Annotated in this window: 15 protein-coding genes; 9 read left to right on the forward strand and 6 right to left on the reverse strand. The window is 35.5% G+C overall.

All coding sequences use genetic code 11. The features are described from left to right. Window positions 1–33 precede the first annotated feature (33 nt). The 7 genes from J0L69_06740 (at window position 34) to J0L69_06770 (ending at window position 5,397) form a co-directional block, all read left to right on the forward strand. Window positions 34–441 (forward strand): acyl-CoA thioesterase, encoded by a 408-nt coding sequence (locus J0L69_06740; protein ID MBN8692875.1) that lies wholly within the window; start codon window positions 34–36, stop codon window positions 439–441. A gap of 73 nt (window positions 442–514) precedes the next feature. Then, the gene (locus tag J0L69_06745; protein MBN8692876.1) at window positions 515–1,630 is read left to right on the forward strand and encodes a DegT/DnrJ/EryC1/StrS family aminotransferase; all 1,116 of its coding nucleotides are present in this window, start codon (window positions 515–517) and stop codon (window positions 1,628–1,630) included. Window positions 1,631–1,639: 9 nt separating this feature from the next. Continuing rightward, on the forward strand, window positions 1,640–2,962 hold the full coding sequence (locus tag J0L69_06750) for a UDP-glucose/GDP-mannose dehydrogenase family protein (GenBank protein ID MBN8692877.1): 1,323 nt from the start codon (window positions 1,640–1,642) through the stop codon (window positions 2,960–2,962). Window positions 2,963–2,967: 5 nt separating this feature from the next. Continuing rightward, the gene (locus J0L69_06755) at window positions 2,968–3,939 is read left to right on the forward strand and encodes an SDR family oxidoreductase (GenBank protein MBN8692878.1); all 972 of its coding nucleotides are present in this window, start codon (window positions 2,968–2,970) and stop codon (window positions 3,937–3,939) included. Next, window positions 3,939–4,478 carry a hypothetical protein gene (locus J0L69_06760; GenBank protein MBN8692879.1) on the forward strand — a complete coding sequence of 180 codons (540 nt, stop codon included), beginning with the start codon at window positions 3,939–3,941 and terminating at the stop codon, window positions 4,476–4,478. Before J0L69_06755 ends, J0L69_06760 begins: the two co-directional genes overlap by 1 nt. 5 nt (window positions 4,479–4,483) lie before the next feature. Continuing rightward, on the forward strand, window positions 4,484–4,756 hold the full coding sequence (locus J0L69_06765; GenBank protein MBN8692880.1) for an acylphosphatase: 273 nt from the start codon (window positions 4,484–4,486) through the stop codon (window positions 4,754–4,756). A gap of 71 nt (window positions 4,757–4,827) precedes the next feature. Next, window positions 4,828–5,397, forward strand: coding sequence for a DUF2179 domain-containing protein (locus J0L69_06770; protein MBN8692881.1), 570 nt, complete (start codon window positions 4,828–4,830; stop codon window positions 5,395–5,397). On the opposite strand, the gene J0L69_06775 is transcribed toward J0L69_06770, so the two are convergent. The 3 genes from J0L69_06775 to J0L69_06785 all read right to left on the reverse strand — a co-directional run bounded on the left by J0L69_06775 (window position 5,386) and on the right by J0L69_06785 (window position 10,052). Next, entirely contained in the window at window positions 5,386–6,315 is a 930-nt protein-coding gene (locus J0L69_06775; GenBank protein MBN8692882.1) for a gliding motility-associated C-terminal domain-containing protein, read from the reverse strand. The two genes, J0L69_06770 and J0L69_06775, sit on opposite strands and share 12 nt — an antisense overlap. A 64-nt stretch (window positions 6,316–6,379) precedes the next feature. Then, window positions 6,380–9,274: a histidine kinase gene (locus tag J0L69_06780; protein MBN8692883.1), complete on the reverse strand. Its 2,895-nt coding sequence runs from the start codon at window positions 9,272–9,274 to the stop codon at window positions 6,380–6,382. A 34-nt stretch (window positions 9,275–9,308) separates the two neighbouring features. Next, complete coding sequence (locus tag J0L69_06785; GenBank protein ID MBN8692884.1) at window positions 9,309–10,052, reverse strand: response regulator transcription factor; 744 nt, start codon at window positions 10,050–10,052, stop codon at window positions 9,309–9,311. Window positions 10,053–10,214: 162 nt separating this feature from the next. Between J0L69_06785 and J0L69_06790 the strand changes: the two genes are divergently transcribed. Together J0L69_06790 and J0L69_06795 are read left to right on the forward strand one after the other, a co-directional pair. Further along, window positions 10,215–12,386, forward strand: coding sequence for a S9 family peptidase (locus J0L69_06790; protein ID MBN8692885.1), 2,172 nt, complete (start codon window positions 10,215–10,217; stop codon window positions 12,384–12,386). A gap of 1 nt (window position 12,387) precedes the next feature. After that, a complete protein-coding gene (locus tag J0L69_06795) occupies window positions 12,388–13,080 on the forward strand; it encodes an NAD-dependent deacylase (protein MBN8692886.1) in 693 nt (230 codons plus the stop codon). Between the two features lie 11 nt (window positions 13,081–13,091). On the opposite strand, the gene J0L69_06800 is transcribed toward J0L69_06795, so the two are convergent. The 3 genes from J0L69_06800 to J0L69_06810 form a co-directional block, all read right to left on the reverse strand. Next, window positions 13,092–15,074: a PD40 domain-containing protein gene (locus J0L69_06800; protein MBN8692887.1), complete on the reverse strand. Its 1,983-nt coding sequence runs from the start codon at window positions 15,072–15,074 to the stop codon at window positions 13,092–13,094. A gap of 114 nt (window positions 15,075–15,188) precedes the next feature. Further along, the gene (locus tag J0L69_06805) at window positions 15,189–17,447 is read right to left on the reverse strand and encodes a hypothetical protein (GenBank protein MBN8692888.1); all 2,259 of its coding nucleotides are present in this window, start codon (window positions 17,445–17,447) and stop codon (window positions 15,189–15,191) included. Between the two features lie 15 nt (window positions 17,448–17,462). After that, on the reverse strand, window positions 17,463–18,914 hold the full coding sequence (locus J0L69_06810; GenBank protein ID MBN8692889.1) for a T9SS type A sorting domain-containing protein: 1,452 nt from the start codon (window positions 18,912–18,914) through the stop codon (window positions 17,463–17,465). Between the last annotated feature and the right edge of the window lies 1 nt (window position 18,915).

Raw genomic sequence — 18,915 nt, forward strand, 5'->3', positions numbered from 1 at the left:
AATTAAAATTATATTTGCTAAAATTAATAGTTTATGATTAAAGCCAAAACAAAATTACGAGTACGTTATGGTGAAACCGATCAGATGGGTTATGCTTATTACGGCGTATATGCGCAATACTATGAAGTTGGAAGAGTAGAAGCCATGAGATTACTTGGATTTAGCTATAAAGATGTAGAGGCAAAAGGTATTTTAATGCCTGTAACAGATTATTCTATTAGCTATAAGAAACCGGCTTTTTATGATGACGAATTAACCATTGTTACAACAATTAACGAAGTACCTAAAGGCGCTCGAATTATCTTCGATTATGAATGTTTTAATCAGAATAATGAGCTGCTAAATACCGGAAAAGTTACCTTGGTTTTTATCGATAAAGCTAAAAACAAGCCTGTTGCGGCACCCGAGTGGTTTTTGCAAGAATTATTGAAGCATTTTTAGGTGTAAATCCACTAAAATTGTTAAATTCGCAAGTCTTAAATCTCAAATGAACATAGCTACCAAAAAAATCCAAATGGTCGACTTAAAAGGCCAGTATCAAAAAATTAAATCAGAAGTTGATAAAGCGATTCAGGAAGTAATTGATAACACTGCGTTTATTAATGGTCCGGCCGTTAAGGAATTTCAATCTGATCTTGAAAAATACCTAGGTGTAAAACATGTTATTCCTTGTGCTAATGGAACAGATGCTTTGCAAATTGCCATGATGGCATTGGATTTAAAACCCGGAGACGAAGTGATTACAGCAAACTTTACTTACGTGGCAACCGCCGAAGTAATTGGTTTGTTAGGACTGAAACCGGTATTGGTGGATGTATATCCGGATACATTTGATATCAACATTGAAGCAATAGAAAAAAATATTACGCCAAAAACGAAGGCGATTGTTCCGGTTCATTTATTCGGACAATGCGCGGATATGGAGCGAATAATGGCGCTTGCTAAAAAATATAATTTGTTTGTTATTGAAGATGTAGCGCAAGCGATTGGTGCCGATTATACTTTTAGCGATGGAAAAAAAGCAAAAGCAGGAACTATCGGAACGATTGGCTGTACTTCTTTTTTCCCAAGTAAAAATTTAGGTTGCTACGGCGATGGTGGCGCAATCTATACAAATGATGATACACTCGCTTCAAAATTGAGAATGATTGCGCATCACGGACAAAGTGTGCAATACGTACACGATGTTTTAGGCGTAAACTCGCGTTTGGACACTATTCAGGCAGCCGTTTTAAAAATTAAGTTAAAGCATTTAGATGAGTATGCAGCTGGCAGAAACAAAGCAGCCGCTTATTACGATAAAGCATTAGGCAATCATCCGAAATTAAAAACTCCGAAGCGCGTTAAAAATTCTACACATGTTTTTCATCAATATACTTTACAATTAAATGGTATTGATAGAACTGCCTTGAGAGAATTTTTGTCGCAACGCGGCATTCCGGCAATGATTTATTATCCTATTCCTTTACATATGCAAAAGGCTTATAAGGATGAAAGATATAAAGAAGGGGATTTCCCGGTAACGGAGAAATTATGCGCATCGGTGTTGTCGTTACCAATGCATACCGAATTAGACGAAGAAACATTAAAATATATTTGTGATTCAGTTTTAGAATTTTGTAATAAATAAGTATTAGAAATGAAGATAGCAATTGTAGGAACAGGTTATGTAGGATTGGTTACAGGAACATGCTTCTCAGAAGTAGGAGTGGACGTTACTTGTGTAGATATCGACCAAAAGAAAATAGATAATTTAAATAAAGGAATTCTTCCTATTTACGAGCCCGGCCTGGAAGAAATGGTAGATCGTAACGTAAAGAAAAATCGTTTACATTTTTCTACTTCTTTAAAAGATAGCATTCAAAATGTGGAAGTTGTTTTTATCGCTGTTGGAACTCCGCCGGATGAAGATGGCTCAGCCGACTTAAAATATGTATTGGGAGTGGCATCCTCCATTGGAGAACACATGAATCATCCATTGGTTGTTGTAACTAAATCTACAGTTCCGGTTACAACTGCGGAAAAAGTAAGAAAAGCAGTTCAGGCTTCCTTAGATAAGCGCGGCGCGAAAATAGATTTCTACGTGGCATCAAATCCTGAATTCCTTAAGGAAGGAGCAGCTATTGAAGATTTCATGAAGCCCGATCGTATCGTAGTTGGTACCGATCGCAAAGAGGCAGAGGAAATCATGCGTAAATTATACAAACCATTTTTAATGAATGGCCATCCTATTATCATGATGGATATCCCTTCTGCGGAAATGACTAAATATGCAGCTAATGCGATGCTTGCCACAAAAATCAGTTTCATGAATGATGTTGCAAACTTATGTGAAATCATGGGAGCAGATGTGAACATGGTGCGTAAAGGCATTGGCAGCGATACGCGTATTGGTACAAAATTTATTTATCCGGGTGTTGGTTATGGCGGAAGTTGTTTCCCTAAAGATGTTAAAGCTTTAATTAAAACCGCAAAAGAAAATGGATATAACATGCGCATCTTAAATTCTGTTGAAGATGTAAATGAAGCGCAAAAAGAAGTGTTATTCAGTAAGGTGAAATCTCACTTTAAGGGAGATTTAAAAGGAAAGAAATTTGCTTTATGGGGTTTATCCTTTAAACCAAAAACGGATGATATGCGTGAAGCGCCTTCATTAGTCATAATTGAGAAACTTTTAAATGAAGGTGCCTCTGTTGTGGCGTACGATCCCGTTGCAATGCACGAAGCGCAACGCATTTTAGGAGATAAAATTTCTTACTCTAACGAAATGTATACGACCTTGGATGGTGCTGATGCTTTATTGATAATTACTGAGTGGCCGGAGTTTAGAGTACCTGATTTTAATGAGCTCGATAAGCGTCTGAAAAATAAAGTAATGTTCGACGGAAGAAATATTTTTGATCCGGTTGACATGAAAAATAATGGTTATTCATATTATTGCATCGGTGTAAAAACAAATTAATACAAATGAAAAGAGTTCTCATTACCGGTGCAGCCGGATTCTTAGGTTCACATTTATGCGACCGCTTTATTAAAGAAGGCATGCATGTTATTGCCATGGATAATTTAATTACCGGTGATCTAAAAAACATTGAACATTTATTTAAGCTCGAGCATTTTGAATTTTATCATCATGATGTAAGTAAATTCATTCATGTTCCGGGTCAGCTCGATTATATTTTACATTTTGCTTCTCCGGCAAGTCCGATTGATTATTTAAAAATTCCAATCCAAACTTTAAAAGTTTCTTCATTGGGAACGCATAATGTACTTGGACTGGCTCGCGTAAAAAATGCACGCGTATTGGTAGCATCTACCAGCGAAGTGTATGGCGATCCGCATGTACATCCGCAACCTGAAGAGTATTGGGGACATGTTAATACGGTTGGTCCGCGTGGTTGTTACGATGAAGCAAAACGTTTTATGGAAGCTATGACTATGGCTTATAACAATGCGCATGGAGTTGAAACTCGCATCGTTCGTATTTTTAACACCTATGGCCCGCGAATGCGCCTGAATGATGGCCGTGTATTGCCGGCGTTTATCGGACAAGCATTACGTGGTGAGGATTTAACGATGTTTGGTGATGGTTCCCAAACTCGTAGTTTCTGTTATGTAGATGATTTGATAGAGGGAATTTATCGTTTATTAATGAGCGATTATCATTTACCTGTAAATATTGGAAACCCGGAAGAAATCAGTATTAAGGATTTTGGGGAGGAAATTTTAAAATTAACAGGCGCTAATCAAAAGCTGATTTCTTTGCCTTTACCGAAGGATGATCCTAAACAACGTCGACCGGATATTACCAAGGCAAAGCAAATTTTGGGCTGGGAGCCAAAAATAAAACGTGCAGAGGGTTTAAAAATTACGTATAATTACTTCAAAAATCTGCCTAAGGAAGAATTATTTAAAACCGAACACAGGCAGTTTAATTAATGAAGTCGTTAAGATACATAACATTATTTATTGCGGTTTTCTTTGCGGTTTCTTTAACTGCTCAGGAAGAACCTCCTCCGCATTTATTCAAACAGTCGAAAAAGTTACTAAATGGTACCTGGCATATTATTGCGACTAATTGTGACGAATTGGTGAAATCCGATCGCGATACTGTTAAGCTTATTTTTTCTGATTTTAAAATTAAAGACGGGCGAATGACCTTTAAAGAATCATTGGTTTATTATAAGAACAAAGTCCGAATGACTCAAAAGGGGATGAATCTTCAAAAAACTCAAATACAATTAAATTTTATTTGGACAGGACTTGGTCCGTTTGATGTTTTTGATCGTAAGTGGCGTGTTATTGCAAGTGATTCTGAAGGACAATGGATGGTTGTTCAGTTTTATAAAACAAAGGCAAAATTTAAAGGCATAGCTGTAATCGTTAAAAAGCGCGATATATCTGACGGACAATTAAAGGACATAATTACCTATGTCGCTAAATCGTATCTCATGCCTGAGTTAACTACTCTAAGGTAATTTACATGCGCCATTATAATATCAGGGTTAAAGGAAAAGTTCAAGGTGTAGCCTTTCGTTTTTCAACGCATGCACAGGCGATTAAACTTGGTTTAGCCGGACTTGTGAAAAACATGCCTGATGGGAGTGTTTATATTGAAGCAGAGGGAAACGAGGAAGCAATCAATAAACTAATCGAATGGTGTTATGTGGGACCTCCACGGTCCAAAGTTACCGAAGTAGATGCCGTTGAATCGGAAGTGAAAGGATACCGTACTTTTGAATTAAAGCGCCTGTAATTAAAACTTCTTTGTTTAATACTTTACTTGTCGTTTAAAAAATAAAGGAGAGTCGGAGGTAAATTTGTCCTATGTCTTTCGATTACTTTAGCTGGATTATCTTACCTGTTTTGATTTTTATTTCGCGTTTGGCTGATGTATCACTCGCCACACTTCGTCATATTTTCGTATCAAAAGGATTTAAAAAAATTGTTCCGGTTTTAGGTTTCTTTGAAGTGTTAATCTGGTTAGTAGCCATTCGTCAAATATTTAATAACGTAAATAATGTGGCCTGTTTTATTGCCTGGGCCGGAGGATTTAGTGCCGGCACATATTTGGGCATGCGTATCGAAGAAAAACTGGCACTCGGCATGCAAATCATTCGCATAATTACCAATGAGAATACAGATGCATTAATTGATGCTTTTAAGCAGTATAATCAGGGTGTCACAATTGTAAACGGACAAGGCGCAGTAGGGCCGGTTAAACTAATTTTTACTGTGGTAAAGAGAACGAATAAAGCGGATATCATTAAACTCATTCACACACACACGCCTGACGCTTTTTATTCTGTGGAAGATGTGAAAGGTTCTTCTCACGGCGTGTTCAGTAACGAAAACGAAACTTCGGCTATAAAACGTTTGCTGAGTCTATCTAAATAAGGAAATCTGCCCGTTTCTAACCGTCTTCTTTTCCGTATTCTTTTCAATGGTTTCTATTCGGTAAACGTAAATGTCATCCGGACATAAATTTCCTTTGTATCGGCCATCCCATTTGCCATGAACATTATTTGTAGTGAAAATAATGTTATTCCAGCGATCATAAATAGTCATGCTGTAATAGCTGTATTCGCAGGTTAACACCGGAAAGAAATAGTCGTTTTTATCGTCCTCATTCGGTGTAAAACTGTTTGGCACCATGATTTCACAATCACATGCTTTTAATTTTACTTTCACGCTATCAATACTAGTGCCACAGGTTTTACTTTCGGTTTTTACCCAATAAATTCCTTCTTTATACGGAACGATACTCGCCGCATTTGAACCATTACTCCAGGTAACTTTGGTGCCGGGCGCAGGCTTCACACTAAGTGATTTATTTTCGTCACTCATACAAAAGGTGACTTCATTCCCGAAGTTTAATGTCGCGCCCTTATAGAAGTTTACATTAAATGTATCTGTTACCGCGCAACCTCTGTTGTTAACCTTTACCCAATATTGTCCCGGAGTTTCAATTCGGATGCGCGCGGAGGTTTCATCCGTGTTCCATAAATATTTATAGTTATTGTTACGTAATCCTAAAATGGTAGCACTGCTGTTACAAATTAGCGTATCACTTAATTTCACTTGAGGCTTTGCATAATGTTTAATAATACAACTATCAATAAATTGATTATTGTTATAGCGGACAATTATGGCGTATTTACCTTCCATTTTTACATATAACTGTTTGGTGTTATAAATAATTCGGTACGGAGTGTTCCATTGGTAAGTAGCCGTTTTAGGAAAGGTGCCGGGCTTTATTTCCAATAAAGCACTGTCGCCTTTACACATACCAATAGTATCCGGCAGTAAATTCACCTTTTGCGCTTTTATTACAAATGATAATAATAAAATTAAATATGTAAGTGCTTTTCTCAGTTTATTAAATTTCTAAAGTGATAGTAATTACCGTGCCGTGGTGTGAAGGGTTAATTTCACTCTTATCTTTCATTACTACACTTTGTTTTTTATTATACAATTTCGAGTTCAATTCTAAAATGCTTGAAATGGTAGAGGTACCTAAAGATTTATGGCTGCTTTTTGCATGTTCTTTAGCCTTTATTAATCCGATACCGTCATCTTCAATCGTTATAACCAAATCCGTGCCAAGTTTTTTAAATCGAATCCATAAGGTACCATGCTCATGCTTAGGTAAAATGCCATGAATTATGGAGTTTTCGGCATGGGGTTGAATAATCATATTCGGGATTTTTATTTCATCGGTATTGATGTCCGGATCTACCTCAATGATAAAATCAAATTTGTTTTTAAAACGTTCTTTCTCCAAGTCGAGATAATAATTTAAACGTACAATTTCATCCTTCAAACTAATCTGACTTTGCGCAGCTTTTTCAATAATCATTCTGATTAAGCGTGAAAACTTTGCCAGATATTCACTGGCCATTAAGCTATTATTTGTATTAATATAGTTTTGAATGGATGTAAGTGAATTGAATATAAAATGCGGACTTAGCAAGGCGTTCATAGCCTGATGTTTTAATAAATTAATTTGCTGCTCTTCACCCAAACGTTTGATGGCCTTTTTCTTTACACGTTTCACCCAGAAATAACTGCCAATACTAATCAGTAAAAGTGCGGCAACGGTTATTGTAATATATAACCAGGCAGTTTCTCCAAAGCTGATTTCTTTCTCTATTTCAATAACAACCGGGTCGCTCCAATTAATTTTATCCAGAGAAGCCGTTATTTTATAAGTGTGTTTACCTCCTTTGATGGAGTTGATTTGTATTTGTTTGTTTTCTAAAAACGTTTCTTTTCCCGTCTCATCGGTGTATTTAAAGTATTGTTTGTTTGGCTTATTAAAAACCGGACTCGAAAAATAAATGGCTAAATTATTCTGCTCGGCTTTGAGAAATAATTTCTGTGGAACAGAATAATAAGCTTGTTGATCAATTTCATAGGAAACCAGGCTTATTGCATCCGGTTTGTTTTTTCTGGCGATTAGATCTTCAATTTTAGCAATGGAAATTCCTTTGTCGGTTGAAATGCAAGCCATATCTCCTTCAAAGGTGACATCATTGATGGTGTTGGATAATAAGCCACAGGATTTATTATATTCCGTTATAGGATTTAATTGCTGATCACAAATAAATAATCCGTTTAATGTTGCCAGCCAAATGCTGTTCCTGTAAACTTTTATACGTTTAACTGAGGTTAATTTAATTTCTCCTAATTGAGAGTACGTTTTCTTAGTGTCATATACACTTAATCCTCCTTCATGCGCTAAAAACACTTTACCGTCAATCAATGAAATATGGTGAATGGAAAAACTGAATAACGTATCTTGATAAGATTTACCGCCATTTAAATTGGCAATGGTAAGTCCGTTCGAAGTACCAATGAATACCTTCTCGTCCTTAACTAGAATAGAATTTATTTTAATACGATAATCCGGATATGAAACTACCGTATCAATTACTGAATTGTTCGCAATGTTGATTTTGTAAATGGTTCCCGATTCGGCGGTTAATGCTTCTTTTTCATTCAACATCAACACAAATTTTGAACTGAACGGTTTAAATTTAAATGTGTTCTTTCCTGACACATAAAGCGAAGTATTATTATTAAAACCAAAGGATTTAGAGTAATAATAATTATTACCGATATGGCTGATGTTGTAAATAGGTTCACCAAAAACCGCATCAGGGTTTGAAAGCGTTTTTGTAGAGTAATCAGCAAGGTTAAAGGCGTAAAGTCCGTTTGCAGTAGCGGCAAAAATTAAATTATTTGTAAAGGCCGCTTCGTTTACCGCAAGCGTTTTGTTGTCTAGAACAAACGAAAAATTATTAAGAAAGGGATTTTGTATAAAGTAAATACCGTCATTAAAAGTACTTAACCAAATATTTTCATTCTTGTCTTTCCCCAAATGATTAATGATAGTTGGTGAAATATTTAATATCTCAAAAACATCATAGGTGAGATTGTTTTCGTAAAGGAATAAGCTGTTATCAGTTGGAGTAGAGAACCAAATGCGATTGTATTTATCGATTAAGAGTTTATTAATCGCTTTCTCTCCATTGATAAAAAAAGTTTTGGCGGCTTTGAATTTAGGGTAGTATGATTTTTCGACTTTGTAATTTTTATTGATGACTAAAATTTTATTGGTACTTCCTAAGGCAAGATTCCCGTTGTTATCGGCGCAAATCGAGTAAACAGCCGTGTTACCAAGTTCTTTTACTTTCTCCTGCTTCTCACCATTAAACCAATAAAGTCCGGCACTTCTTCCAATGTAAACTCTACCTTCCTGACTTTTAAAAATGCAGAAGGCCTGATTGGTAAATCCCTTTAAATCGTCTTTAAATACTTCACCGGTTTTTAAATTAACGGCGCACACTTCAATTTCATCTGTTAAACTATAGGCAAAATCGCCGGCAATAATTAATTCATCAACTTTATTGCTGAAATTAAAAGCCTGTTCTTTTTTTGCACTGCCGTTTGATTTATTGTAACTGAAAATCCCTTCTTCACGGTTTACAACATATAAATCTTTTAAATCGAAATTTATATTCCGAATATAATTCGATTTTAAGTTTTTCGCTTTAAGTTTTAAGAATTCGTAGCCGTCGTATGTATAAACTCCATTTTGTGTAGCCACATAAATAAGACCGTCCGGTCCTTGTTTTGCTGCCCAAATATTATTACTGCTTAATCCGTCTTCCGGACCATATTGCTGAAAGTTAAAGGCTTTTTGTTGCGCATGGACTGTTACGCAAAAAATAAATAAAATAGCCAGCAAATATGTTCTGATACTTACCACAAAAAGCCCAAGGGCATAAGTTTAAAGATACAATTTATTTAGGAGAAACAGAGCGGTTTTTAATGAATTCAGCAAAGTCTTGCACACGCGCTTTTGAAATTTGTACGTGCGTGCCGTCGCTCAAAATTACTTCGCCGCCTTCGCTGTTAGAATACTCCTTAATGTAACTCACGTTGATAAGAGTAGAACGATGCGAACGGAAAAAATCGGTAGTTGGTAAAATAGCTTCAAACTCTTTAAGTGTTTTTGACGCTACAATTTTTTTACCGGTATTTAAATACAGTGTGGTGTAATTATCATTTGCTTCCAACCAAATAATATCTTTAAAATCAATTAAGTTAAAGCCTTTACTATGGTTAATTAATACAAGATTTTTATCGGTTTCTGCTTTTGCCACCGGCGCACCTTTGGTTTCATAATGCTGCACTACTTTTTTAATGGCTCCCTGAAGTTCACTTAACATGAGGGGTTTCATTAAATAATCAATGGCTCCTGCTTTTACCGCATTGATGCCATGCTCGCTATAAGCGGTTAAAAATACCACACAAAAATCGCGGTTATAAATACCCTCCAACATTTGAAAACCATTCATTCCCGGCATATTGATATCAAGAAACACAACGTGAGGTTTCAAATCCTGAATTTTCACTTTTCCCTCAGGCCCGCTGCCGGCTTCACCTACTACCTCAATCTCAGGACAGTAATTCTTAAGCATATTAATAGTGTTACTACGGCTGTTCTCTTCGTCGTCGATAATTAAAGCTTTATATTTTTGCATAATTTGGGGGTATTTACAAGGCTAATCTAAAAAAATAATTTAGATATTTATTAAAAACTTATTGAATACGAGGTTTAATTGAGTAAAATCAGTTAAATGCTTAAATTCACAAGCTATAAACCTGTCAAAAAAGTAAGGACATTTTTTAAATCATAAATACGCATGAAAAAGTTACTTGTTTTATTCGTTCTTTTTGCCGCAACGCTTGCCGCGCAAAATAAAATCACAGTTGAAGATATCTGGTTAAAATATTCATTTATGCCGGCATCACCCGATGGTTATAACGCTATGAATGATGGGGTGCATTACACGGATTTGGAACAAGCCGGTGAAATCTATGATTTGGTTAAGTATGAAATTAAATCCGGCAAAAAAATTGGCGTCTTAGTAAAGGGCGATGATGTTAAGTTTAATGGTAAGGCAATTTCATTGGGTGGATATAGTTTTAGTCCGGATGAATCCAAAATTATTTTAACTAACGAATCAGAACACATTTACCGTCGTTCTTCTAAAGCAGCTAATTTTATTTATGATATCAAGAATAAAAAGGTAATTGAATTAAGTAGCGGTGGTAAGCAAATGTTTCCAACGTTTTCTCCGGATTGCAAGAAGGTGGCATTTGTGCGCGACAACAATTTATTCATTAAAAATCTCGAAACTTTAGAGGAAACGAAAGTAACTACCGACGGAGAATACAATAAGATTAAAAATGGTTGGGCAGATTGGGTATATGAGGAAGAATTTTCAAAGGCGAATTATTTTGAGTGGAGCAGCAACGGAACCTATTTGGCCTACGTAAAGTTTAATGAAACAAATGTGAAGGAATACAGTATGGATATGTACAATGGTGCGCTCTATCCTGATAAAACAACATTTAAATATCCCAAAGCCGGCGAAGATAATTCCATTGTCTCCGTTCATGTGTATGATGTGAAGTCGGGCAACACCATTACCGCCGATATTGGTTCGGAAAAGGACATTTACATTCCGCGCATTACCTGGACTAACAACGACGCTTCATTGTGTATTCAACGCATGAATCGTTTGCAGAATAAAATCGAATTATTGTACGCGAATGCAAAAGACGGAAGTTCAAAAGTTATTTTAACCGAAGAAGCAAAAACATATATAGATATTACGGATTATCTTACATTCTTGCCGGATAACAGCGGATTTATTTGGTGTAGCGAGATGGATGAATTCAATCATTTGTATTATTATTCGAACGAAGGAAAGTTGATCAATCAAATCACTAAGGGAAATTGGGATGTGATTGATTTTAAAGGTTACGATGCTAAAACTAAAACTTTGTTTTATACTTCTACAGAACGTGGCGCTATCAATCGCGATTTATTTAGCGTAAAATTAAATGGAACCGGTAAAAAAATGTTATCTACCGCTGAAGGATTTACCGATGCTGATTTTACGAATGGATTTAAATATTATGTAAGCAGTTATAGCAATGCCAATACACCAACGATTTACGAATTACACAGTGCCGATGGTAAATTGATTAAAGTTTTAGAGGATAATGCAAAGCTGAAAGAGAAAATTAAGTCTTACACTGTGTCACCAAAAACATTTTTTACTTTCAAAACGTCTGAAAATGTAGAATTGAACGGATTTATGATTAAGCCGCATAATTTTGATCCGAATAAAAAATACCCTGTTTACATGTTCGCGTATAATGGTCCGGGTTCAAATGAATGTAACAATTCGTGGGAGTCGTTTGAATATTGGTGGCATCAGTTACTCGCACAAGAAGGATATATGGTTGTTTGTGTTGATGGCCGAGGAACTTTAGGACGCGGGAGTCAATTTAAGCACTGCACGTATTTACAATTAGGGAAATTAGAAACGATCGATCAAATTGAAGCAGCGAAATATTTGGGTACTTTGCCTTATGTAGATAAAACACGTATCGGATTCCAAGGATGGAGTTACGGCGGGTACATGGCATCTTTATTGATTAGTAAAGGCGCTGATTATTTTAAAGCAGCGATTGCAGTAGCACCGGTTACAAACTGGAAGTACTACGATAACATTTATACAGAGCGATTCTTGCGTAAGCCTGCAGACAATAAAAGTGGCTATGAAGACAATTCACCGGTTAATTTCGTGAAGCAGATTAAAGGTAAATTTTTATTAATTCACGGAAGTGCGGATGACAATGTGCATTATCAAAACAGTATGGAAATGGCAAAAGCATTAGTGATGCATAACATTCCGTTCGAATTCATGACATATCCGAATAAAAACCACGGCATTTACGGAGGTAATACGCGTCTGCATTTATTTAATAAGATGCTGAACTTTGTAAAAACGAATTTATAATTTGAAGAAAAAGCTTGTCATATTTAGTGGTGCAGGCGTAAGCGCCGAAAGCGGACTCAAAACTTTCAGGGACACCGGAGGTTTATGGGAAGAATTCCGTATTGAAGATGTGGCAACTCCTGAAGCTTGGGCTGCTAATCCGGCCTTGGTTACGGAATTCTATAATTTAAGAAGAAAGCAAGTAATGGAAGCGCAACCTAACGACGCGCATAAGTTAATTGCAGAGCTTGAGTCGATATATGATATTAGTATAATAACACAAAACATCGACGATTTACACGAAAGAGCCGGCAGTAAAAAAGTACTGCATTTACATGGAGAAATTATGAAAGTAAGAAGCTCCATGTATCCTGATTTAGTTTATCCCATTGATAAATGGGAAATCAAAATAGGAGAGATGTGTGAACGAGGCTCTCAGTTAAGACCTCATATTGTATGGTTTGGAGAAATGGTGCCTGAGATGGATAATGCAATTGGTATCGCTGCAGAAGCAGATTTATTTGTTGTTATTGGAACTTCTTTAAACGTATATCCGGCAGCCGGTATTTTAAATTACGTAAAGCCAAGCGCTCAAAAGTGGTTAATTGATCCGGGTGATTTTAATTTGGATTACGTCATTAACTTGAAGCACATCAAGAAAACCGCAACGGAGGGAATGAAAAATCTTTCAACGGAATTATTAAAAAAATCTTAAGGATTAATTTCTTAATCCTTAAAGATTCCCATTCTCACTAATTGATCGAGGTAAACACGTTTACCATTGTATAATGCAGTAACGAATGCGTCTTTTTGTCCGGCATCAATTACTTTTTTCATATGCTCATACGCGCTATTTAATGTTTTGAAATTACCACCAATAGTCATACGAGTAATTCCGTCATTTAATAAAAGCTTCTCAACCTTCCCTAAACCTTTTAAGTGACTGTAACGATAGTTACGAGGTTTTTTATAGGCTGCAATCTGTACTCTGAAAATTAATCCTTTTGCTTCAATGTCACCATATCGACCTGCAAAAGTTTTAGCTTTGGTTTGAGCAGGAGTTTTAGGAGTGAAGTTATCAGCTAATAAAGAATCTTTCTTAACCGGTTTCGCTGTATCAGGCGGAACGCTAAAATCAATATCAAATATTTTTTCAGTGTATTCAGTAATCGCGCTCGCATCAATTTCTAAAGTGCGCGGATAATAGTTTTGATAGGTGTAGGTAATCTTATATTTTGCACCGGCCGGAAATGTGGTTACATAATTTCCGGTTGCAGTATTAGATTTAAGTTTGTTATACACCTCGTTGTTATTGGAGGTTATTTCAACTTTAATGTCGCCTTCTGCCGGAACTTTGTTGAAAGTGATATTACCTTTTACTAAGTAAACAACAGGTGCCTTTTCGGTAGTACCCGGATCTACGAAATACAAATCTTTTAAGCCGGCTCCGCCTTTTTTACCACTTGCATAGTAACCTGTTTTTCCACTTGCCGATAAAACGTAATAAATGTCATCATCGGTGGTATTGATTGGGTAACCTAAATTACGAGGCGTTACATTAAAGGTTGAATCCTTCATTTTCGCTTCAAAAATATCGTAGCCACCCATGCTGTTTTTTCCTTTCGAGCTGTAATATAAAGTAACGCCATCAGGGTGAATGAAAGGAGCGTCATCGTCAAGCGCCGTATTTATAGAGTCACCTAAGTTCTCTACTTTTCCCCAGGTACTATCAGGTAATAAACGTGCTCGGTAAATATCGCGACCGCCTTTTCCACCACTTCTTTCACTTGAGAAATAGAGTGTTTTTCCGTCGGATGTTAAAGAGCAACTTCCTTCCCATGCAAATGAGTTAATTTCACCAATTAATTTCACCGGTACACTCCAGGTCGTATCTTTTAAATAACTGATGTAGATATCGCCATGATCATCACCATTATCGCGATAAACAAATAATTTCTGGCCATCAGGACTAATCGCAATAGCAGCATCGTGTGTGTTGGTGTTTATGTTAGTAATGGGCGTTGGTTTGGTCCATTCTCCATTTACTTTTTTCGACTGAAAAACATCTTCGTAATAATCGCCATATTCAAAAGGCTGCATAAGTTTATTTTGACGACCTCCGGTACTTTCTTTACCAACATAAGTAAAAATCATAATTGATTCGTCGGCAGAAACTACAGGTACGTACTCTTCGTTTTCGCTGTTTAAAATATTACCTGCGTGTGTGATTTTTGCATTAGTAGGATTAGCATAAAGAATTTTTCCGTTTTCAGAGTAACGTATTACTTGTTTGGAGGCTTCTTTATCTTCAGGAATGGCACGTTTATTAGCGATGTATTGATTCGCCATGGTAATAGCTTCATCAAATTTGTAATTTAAATGGTATGCACGAGCCAAATCAAACTCAATGTTTTCAGCTTTTTTGTTTTTGGCGTATACCTCTCCGATTAATTTAAGGGCTTCTTCATGTTTATCGCTGCGGTAAAGGCAACAACGTCCGTAAACGAACTTTAAGAAGATTTCATCCGGATGCGCATAATACAATTTTTCATAGATAGGTAATGCCGCTAAATATTCTTTCTCATCATACATGATAAGAGCATATTGCATCGAATCGCTTTCGGTTTTACGCCATTTACGCGTGTTGGTAATTTGTGCAAACGAAAAACTTACCAATAAAGAAAAAGCTACTAATACTTTGTATTTCATATGGAGAGGGATGTTCAGGTTAGAGGTGTTTTAGTCAGTCTAAAATAACCAATATTTTAGACAAATAATCGTCTAAAAGGGTAAAACTTACTAAGATTGGGACGGTTAATAACCCTAATTTAAGTCAAAGTTATTAAGGTTGATCTTATCGGAGCGTTCGCCTGATATTCTGTAAACATTGTTGTTTACTTGCCTAATTAGCAAATTATCAATTGAGAAGATGTGCGGTTTACTTTTCTTAAGTCCTTCTATTATAATGATATGTTTTAAATTTGAGTCTTGGATCGTAAACGTTAATCTGGCAAGCACCATACCATTAACATAGTTGGGCATTGTATTTAAATTCCGAGAAGTTATTGTTGTTAGACTGTCGCCTGTTTTGGAGGGGGTCTTTATTTTCAATACATTATTCATAGCATCAAAATGCTCGGGCTTGTATAAAAAGCTTATTTCATATTCTTTTCCGTTTTGTAACGGGTTTGGTAAAAATTCTATTAAAATATTCGATTGATTTAAAATCCCTTCATAACTTTTGTTTTTAGTTCTATTGAAGTCATCAAACAGAACTAAAGAACTGTCAGTAGTAAATAGACCATTATTCGGAATTAATTTTGATTTATTATTTAAAAAATAATCTAATTCAAGCTTCTTGGAATTATTTATTAGACGATTAGCTGAGATTTCTGCAATTGTATAGTCTTTACCTTCGTAAATTATTTTGCATTTGTTCAATAAATTTTGTTCTTCGGTTAACAAAGCTTCTTTGCTAAATAATACAGTAATTGGTTTTGACTGATTCAAATCGTTTAAAATAGACTTTTCTATTTTATCATCTGCAAATAAATGAACTAAATTAATTGTTTCAACAAATGATGTTCGCGGCGTGAAATTTGCCATGAGTGGTAGTTTCGTGTGAAAGCTTACAATAGCCGCCATTCTTTTAATTTTTTCAGTACCGTCGAAGGAGTAATAATCACTACCGTAATGAAAGAATGGTAGGGGCAGGATTGCCTGTGCGTTTTTTGGAATGGAAGAAATTAGTTTTTTTATGTCCTCATTAATCTCAGTCTTATTAAATGGGTTTTTTGTGTTAAGATAGCCTTTCATTGAATGGTGAAAAGGAATTCCATCGGCAATGAATAAAAGTAGAATCAGACTTGAAAATATATATCTGAGATTTTTGTTGATTCTTGCAAAGAATAGCCTTGAAATTATAATTGAGCTTAAAATGGTTGTCATAAAGAAAAATGGCCAGGCAAAACGACCGGGAGCTCTAAATTGCTTTATAAGTGGGAATGTATCCAACAAAGATTCTAAACCCCATTTAAATGGAATACCCATTGAAAATAAAAGCAATGGAATTGTTGAAATGAACAGTAATAAAAAAGGACGTAATTGCTTATGCTGTTTTAAAACACTAATGCATTTTGATTTGTTTCTAATAAAGTAATAAATCATAAAGAATAATGCGATTATGGAAGTTACTCCAACATAGGCGACGCCTTCCCAGTTTTGACCTCTTATCTTGTATATTTGAGATAAGAAATGACGGAAAGGAGGGAATATAGAAATAAAAACGGTTTCAATGTTTGAAGTGAAATACAAAAATCCATATGGATTTTGTGGCCTGTCAGTTTTAGTATCCGTTATTTGAATAAATACAAAATAGAATAAAAGCGGAGTAATACCTTGGATTGCAAAATTGATAAGATTGTTTTTTGAAAATGAAACTATAGTTTTCATAAGCCAATACACTAGAATAAATGACGCATTGATCATGCCAAGGTATGGGTGTATGAAGAAAATAAGTGTAATTACTAACGATAGCAGAATTGTAGAATTAGTTTTTTTGTCATGAATCTCATGTTTTAAAAGAAGATAAATGACTAAGGGAATAGTAAAATTATAAGATAAGGCAAGGTGACCGGCCAGTCTTAAGGATTGAGGACATAATATTGTTATACCAAGTGCCGCTATAACTGAGAAGTACTCCGAATTATTTAATAAAAGAAAAATCCGTAATAAGAGCCATCCACATAATAAGAAGGAGCCAATTAAGGTTAGGTTAAAAATGGCAATTGAAAATGGTTTTAAGAAAGAGAAAAGCCGAATGAAATTACTAAGTAATGGATTTCCATCTGTAAAGCTATGATCTTCTCCATAAGGATAGTTACTGCCAGAGTAATTTAAGTATGTCGAGTCATGGTGCACATGCCATTCGTAACAAAAATAATTTTTAATGGCATCACCTTTGTCATTTAAAATGTAAGTGTTTGGGTGAAAAAAGACTGGAGAATAGAAATAAGCAATGAATATCAGGAGTAATGCAAATAATACAAGGTAAGGTCTTTGTTTTGTTATCTGCAAACTCATTCTTTATAAAACCAATTAATTTGATTTAATCACTTTGAAAGTTCTTTGTTGATTAGGGCTTGAAATTTGTACGAAATATAAACCATCCGGCACTTGTGTTAAGTCTAAACGATAAGATTTTTCATCTTGTCGAACAGTATATATTAAACTTCCTGTTATTGAAATGACTGAAATATCAAGTGAATTTAATTTGGTGGAATTATTTACGTATACAAAATCCTTAGTTACGGTTGGATATACTTCTACTGACAAAGTTTCTACGTTGTTTTCCTTAATTCCTACAATTTTTTGAGATCCAACTAACGTAGAGTCAAGTTTTACTAGGAAAACATCAGTTAATTGAGATCCGAATCCATTCGTAGAGCCAACAGCAATATATCCCTTTCCTTTTGTATTAGATATGTCAACTATGTTATCGTTATCTAAACTTCCATACGTATTAAAGATGCTGGGCCACATTCCATTTACATCCATAAATAAAGGCTCAATTTTCGAATTGATTGGTGCTTCATATGTTTTGTACACATAAATAAAATTATTTCCTCCGTAGCCTTTCGTTAATGTTGTTAATTGAAAGTCATTGTATTTTTCTGAACGTGGAAAAGTGTTTTCATATTTAAAACCACCGTTGTTATCCAACGACAATAAGTAACCGTAAGTTGTGTCACGGCCATCTATATCATTTGCCCCTGACATAACTAAATCGAAATTATTGGCCTCTACTATGTCGGTTAAAAACTGAATTTTACTGTCTCCACGCTTAACCCCCAATATAGAATCCCCTCCTAAATTCGTTTTCATTAACCAGCAATCGCCTTTTGTATCACCCATGCTTTTGGTCGTACCTGCAAATGCATATTGGTTGTTATAGGTTAGTGTAAATGATTTGAATTCGTCATCTTCAGCTCCGCCATATGTTTTTTGCCATTGAAAATTTCCGTTGATATCTGTTTTGATAATATAACCGTCTGATTTGCCATAACCAAAACTATAGGTGTTGCCGCAAATGATTAAACTGTCGCCACCATTACTTTCTTTCACGCAATAACCAAAATCCCAATCAAACCCGCCAAATGCTTTTTGCCAAATAAGGTTTCCGTTTTTATCGGTTCTTACGGCAAAAACATCATAACCTCCGCTTCCAAATGAATTAGTATAACCTGCAATTACAAACCCTGAATCTTTTAATTGAATAATAGAACGACCAATATCATTGTTAAATCCACCGTAGGATTTTTCCCAACGTACCCAACCCATGCTGTCAACTAAAGCCAAATAAACATCCGTATTTCCATTGCCAAAACTGCTGGTAGAGCCTGTTACAGCGTATTGTCCGTTTAAAGTTTGCACGACACCGTATCCAATATCATGACCATAACCGCCAAAACGTGTATAAAACTTCTTCGGTGCTTGTGCATTCAACACGAAGCTTAAAAGAAATAGAAATGCTGCTATAACCTTCTTCATC

Source organism: Bacteroidota bacterium, assembly GCA_017303905.1.
GTDB lineage: Bacteria > Bacteroidota > Bacteroidia > B-17B0 > Aurantibacillaceae > JAHEYG01.

Excerpts from the sequence above, each read along its gene's own strand:
- J0L69_06740 (MBN8692875.1), top strand. The coding sequence starts at position 34 with ATGATTAAAGCCAAAACAAAATTACGAGTACGTTATGGTGAAACCGAT.
- J0L69_06745 (MBN8692876.1), top strand. The coding sequence starts at position 515 with ATGGTCGACTTAAAAGGCCAGTATCAAAAAATTAAATCAGAAGTTGAT.
- J0L69_06750 (MBN8692877.1), top strand. The coding sequence starts at position 1,640 with ATGAAGATAGCAATTGTAGGAACAGGTTATGTAGGATTGGTTACAGGA.
- J0L69_06755 (MBN8692878.1), top strand. The coding sequence starts at position 2,968 with ATGAAAAGAGTTCTCATTACCGGTGCAGCCGGATTCTTAGGTTCACAT.
- J0L69_06760 (MBN8692879.1), top strand. The coding sequence starts at position 3,939 with ATGAAGTCGTTAAGATACATAACATTATTTATTGCGGTTTTCTTTGCG.
- J0L69_06765 (MBN8692880.1), top strand. The coding sequence starts at position 4,484 with ATGCGCCATTATAATATCAGGGTTAAAGGAAAAGTTCAAGGTGTAGCC.
- J0L69_06770 (MBN8692881.1), top strand. The coding sequence starts at position 4,828 with ATGTCTTTCGATTACTTTAGCTGGATTATCTTACCTGTTTTGATTTTT.
- J0L69_06785 (MBN8692884.1), bottom strand. The coding sequence starts at position 10,052 with ATGCAAAAATATAAAGCTTTAATTATCGACGACGAAGAGAACAGCCGT.
- J0L69_06790 (MBN8692885.1), top strand. The coding sequence starts at position 10,215 with ATGAAAAAGTTACTTGTTTTATTCGTTCTTTTTGCCGCAACGCTTGCC.
- J0L69_06800 (MBN8692887.1), bottom strand. The coding sequence starts at position 15,074 with ATGAAATACAAAGTATTAGTAGCTTTTTCTTTATTGGTAAGTTTTTCG.
- J0L69_06805 (MBN8692888.1), bottom strand. The coding sequence starts at position 17,447 with ATGAGTTTGCAGATAACAAAACAAAGACCTTACCTTGTATTATTTGCA.
- J0L69_06810 (MBN8692889.1), bottom strand. The coding sequence starts at position 18,914 with ATGAAGAAGGTTATAGCAGCATTTCTATTTCTTTTAAGCTTCGTGTTG.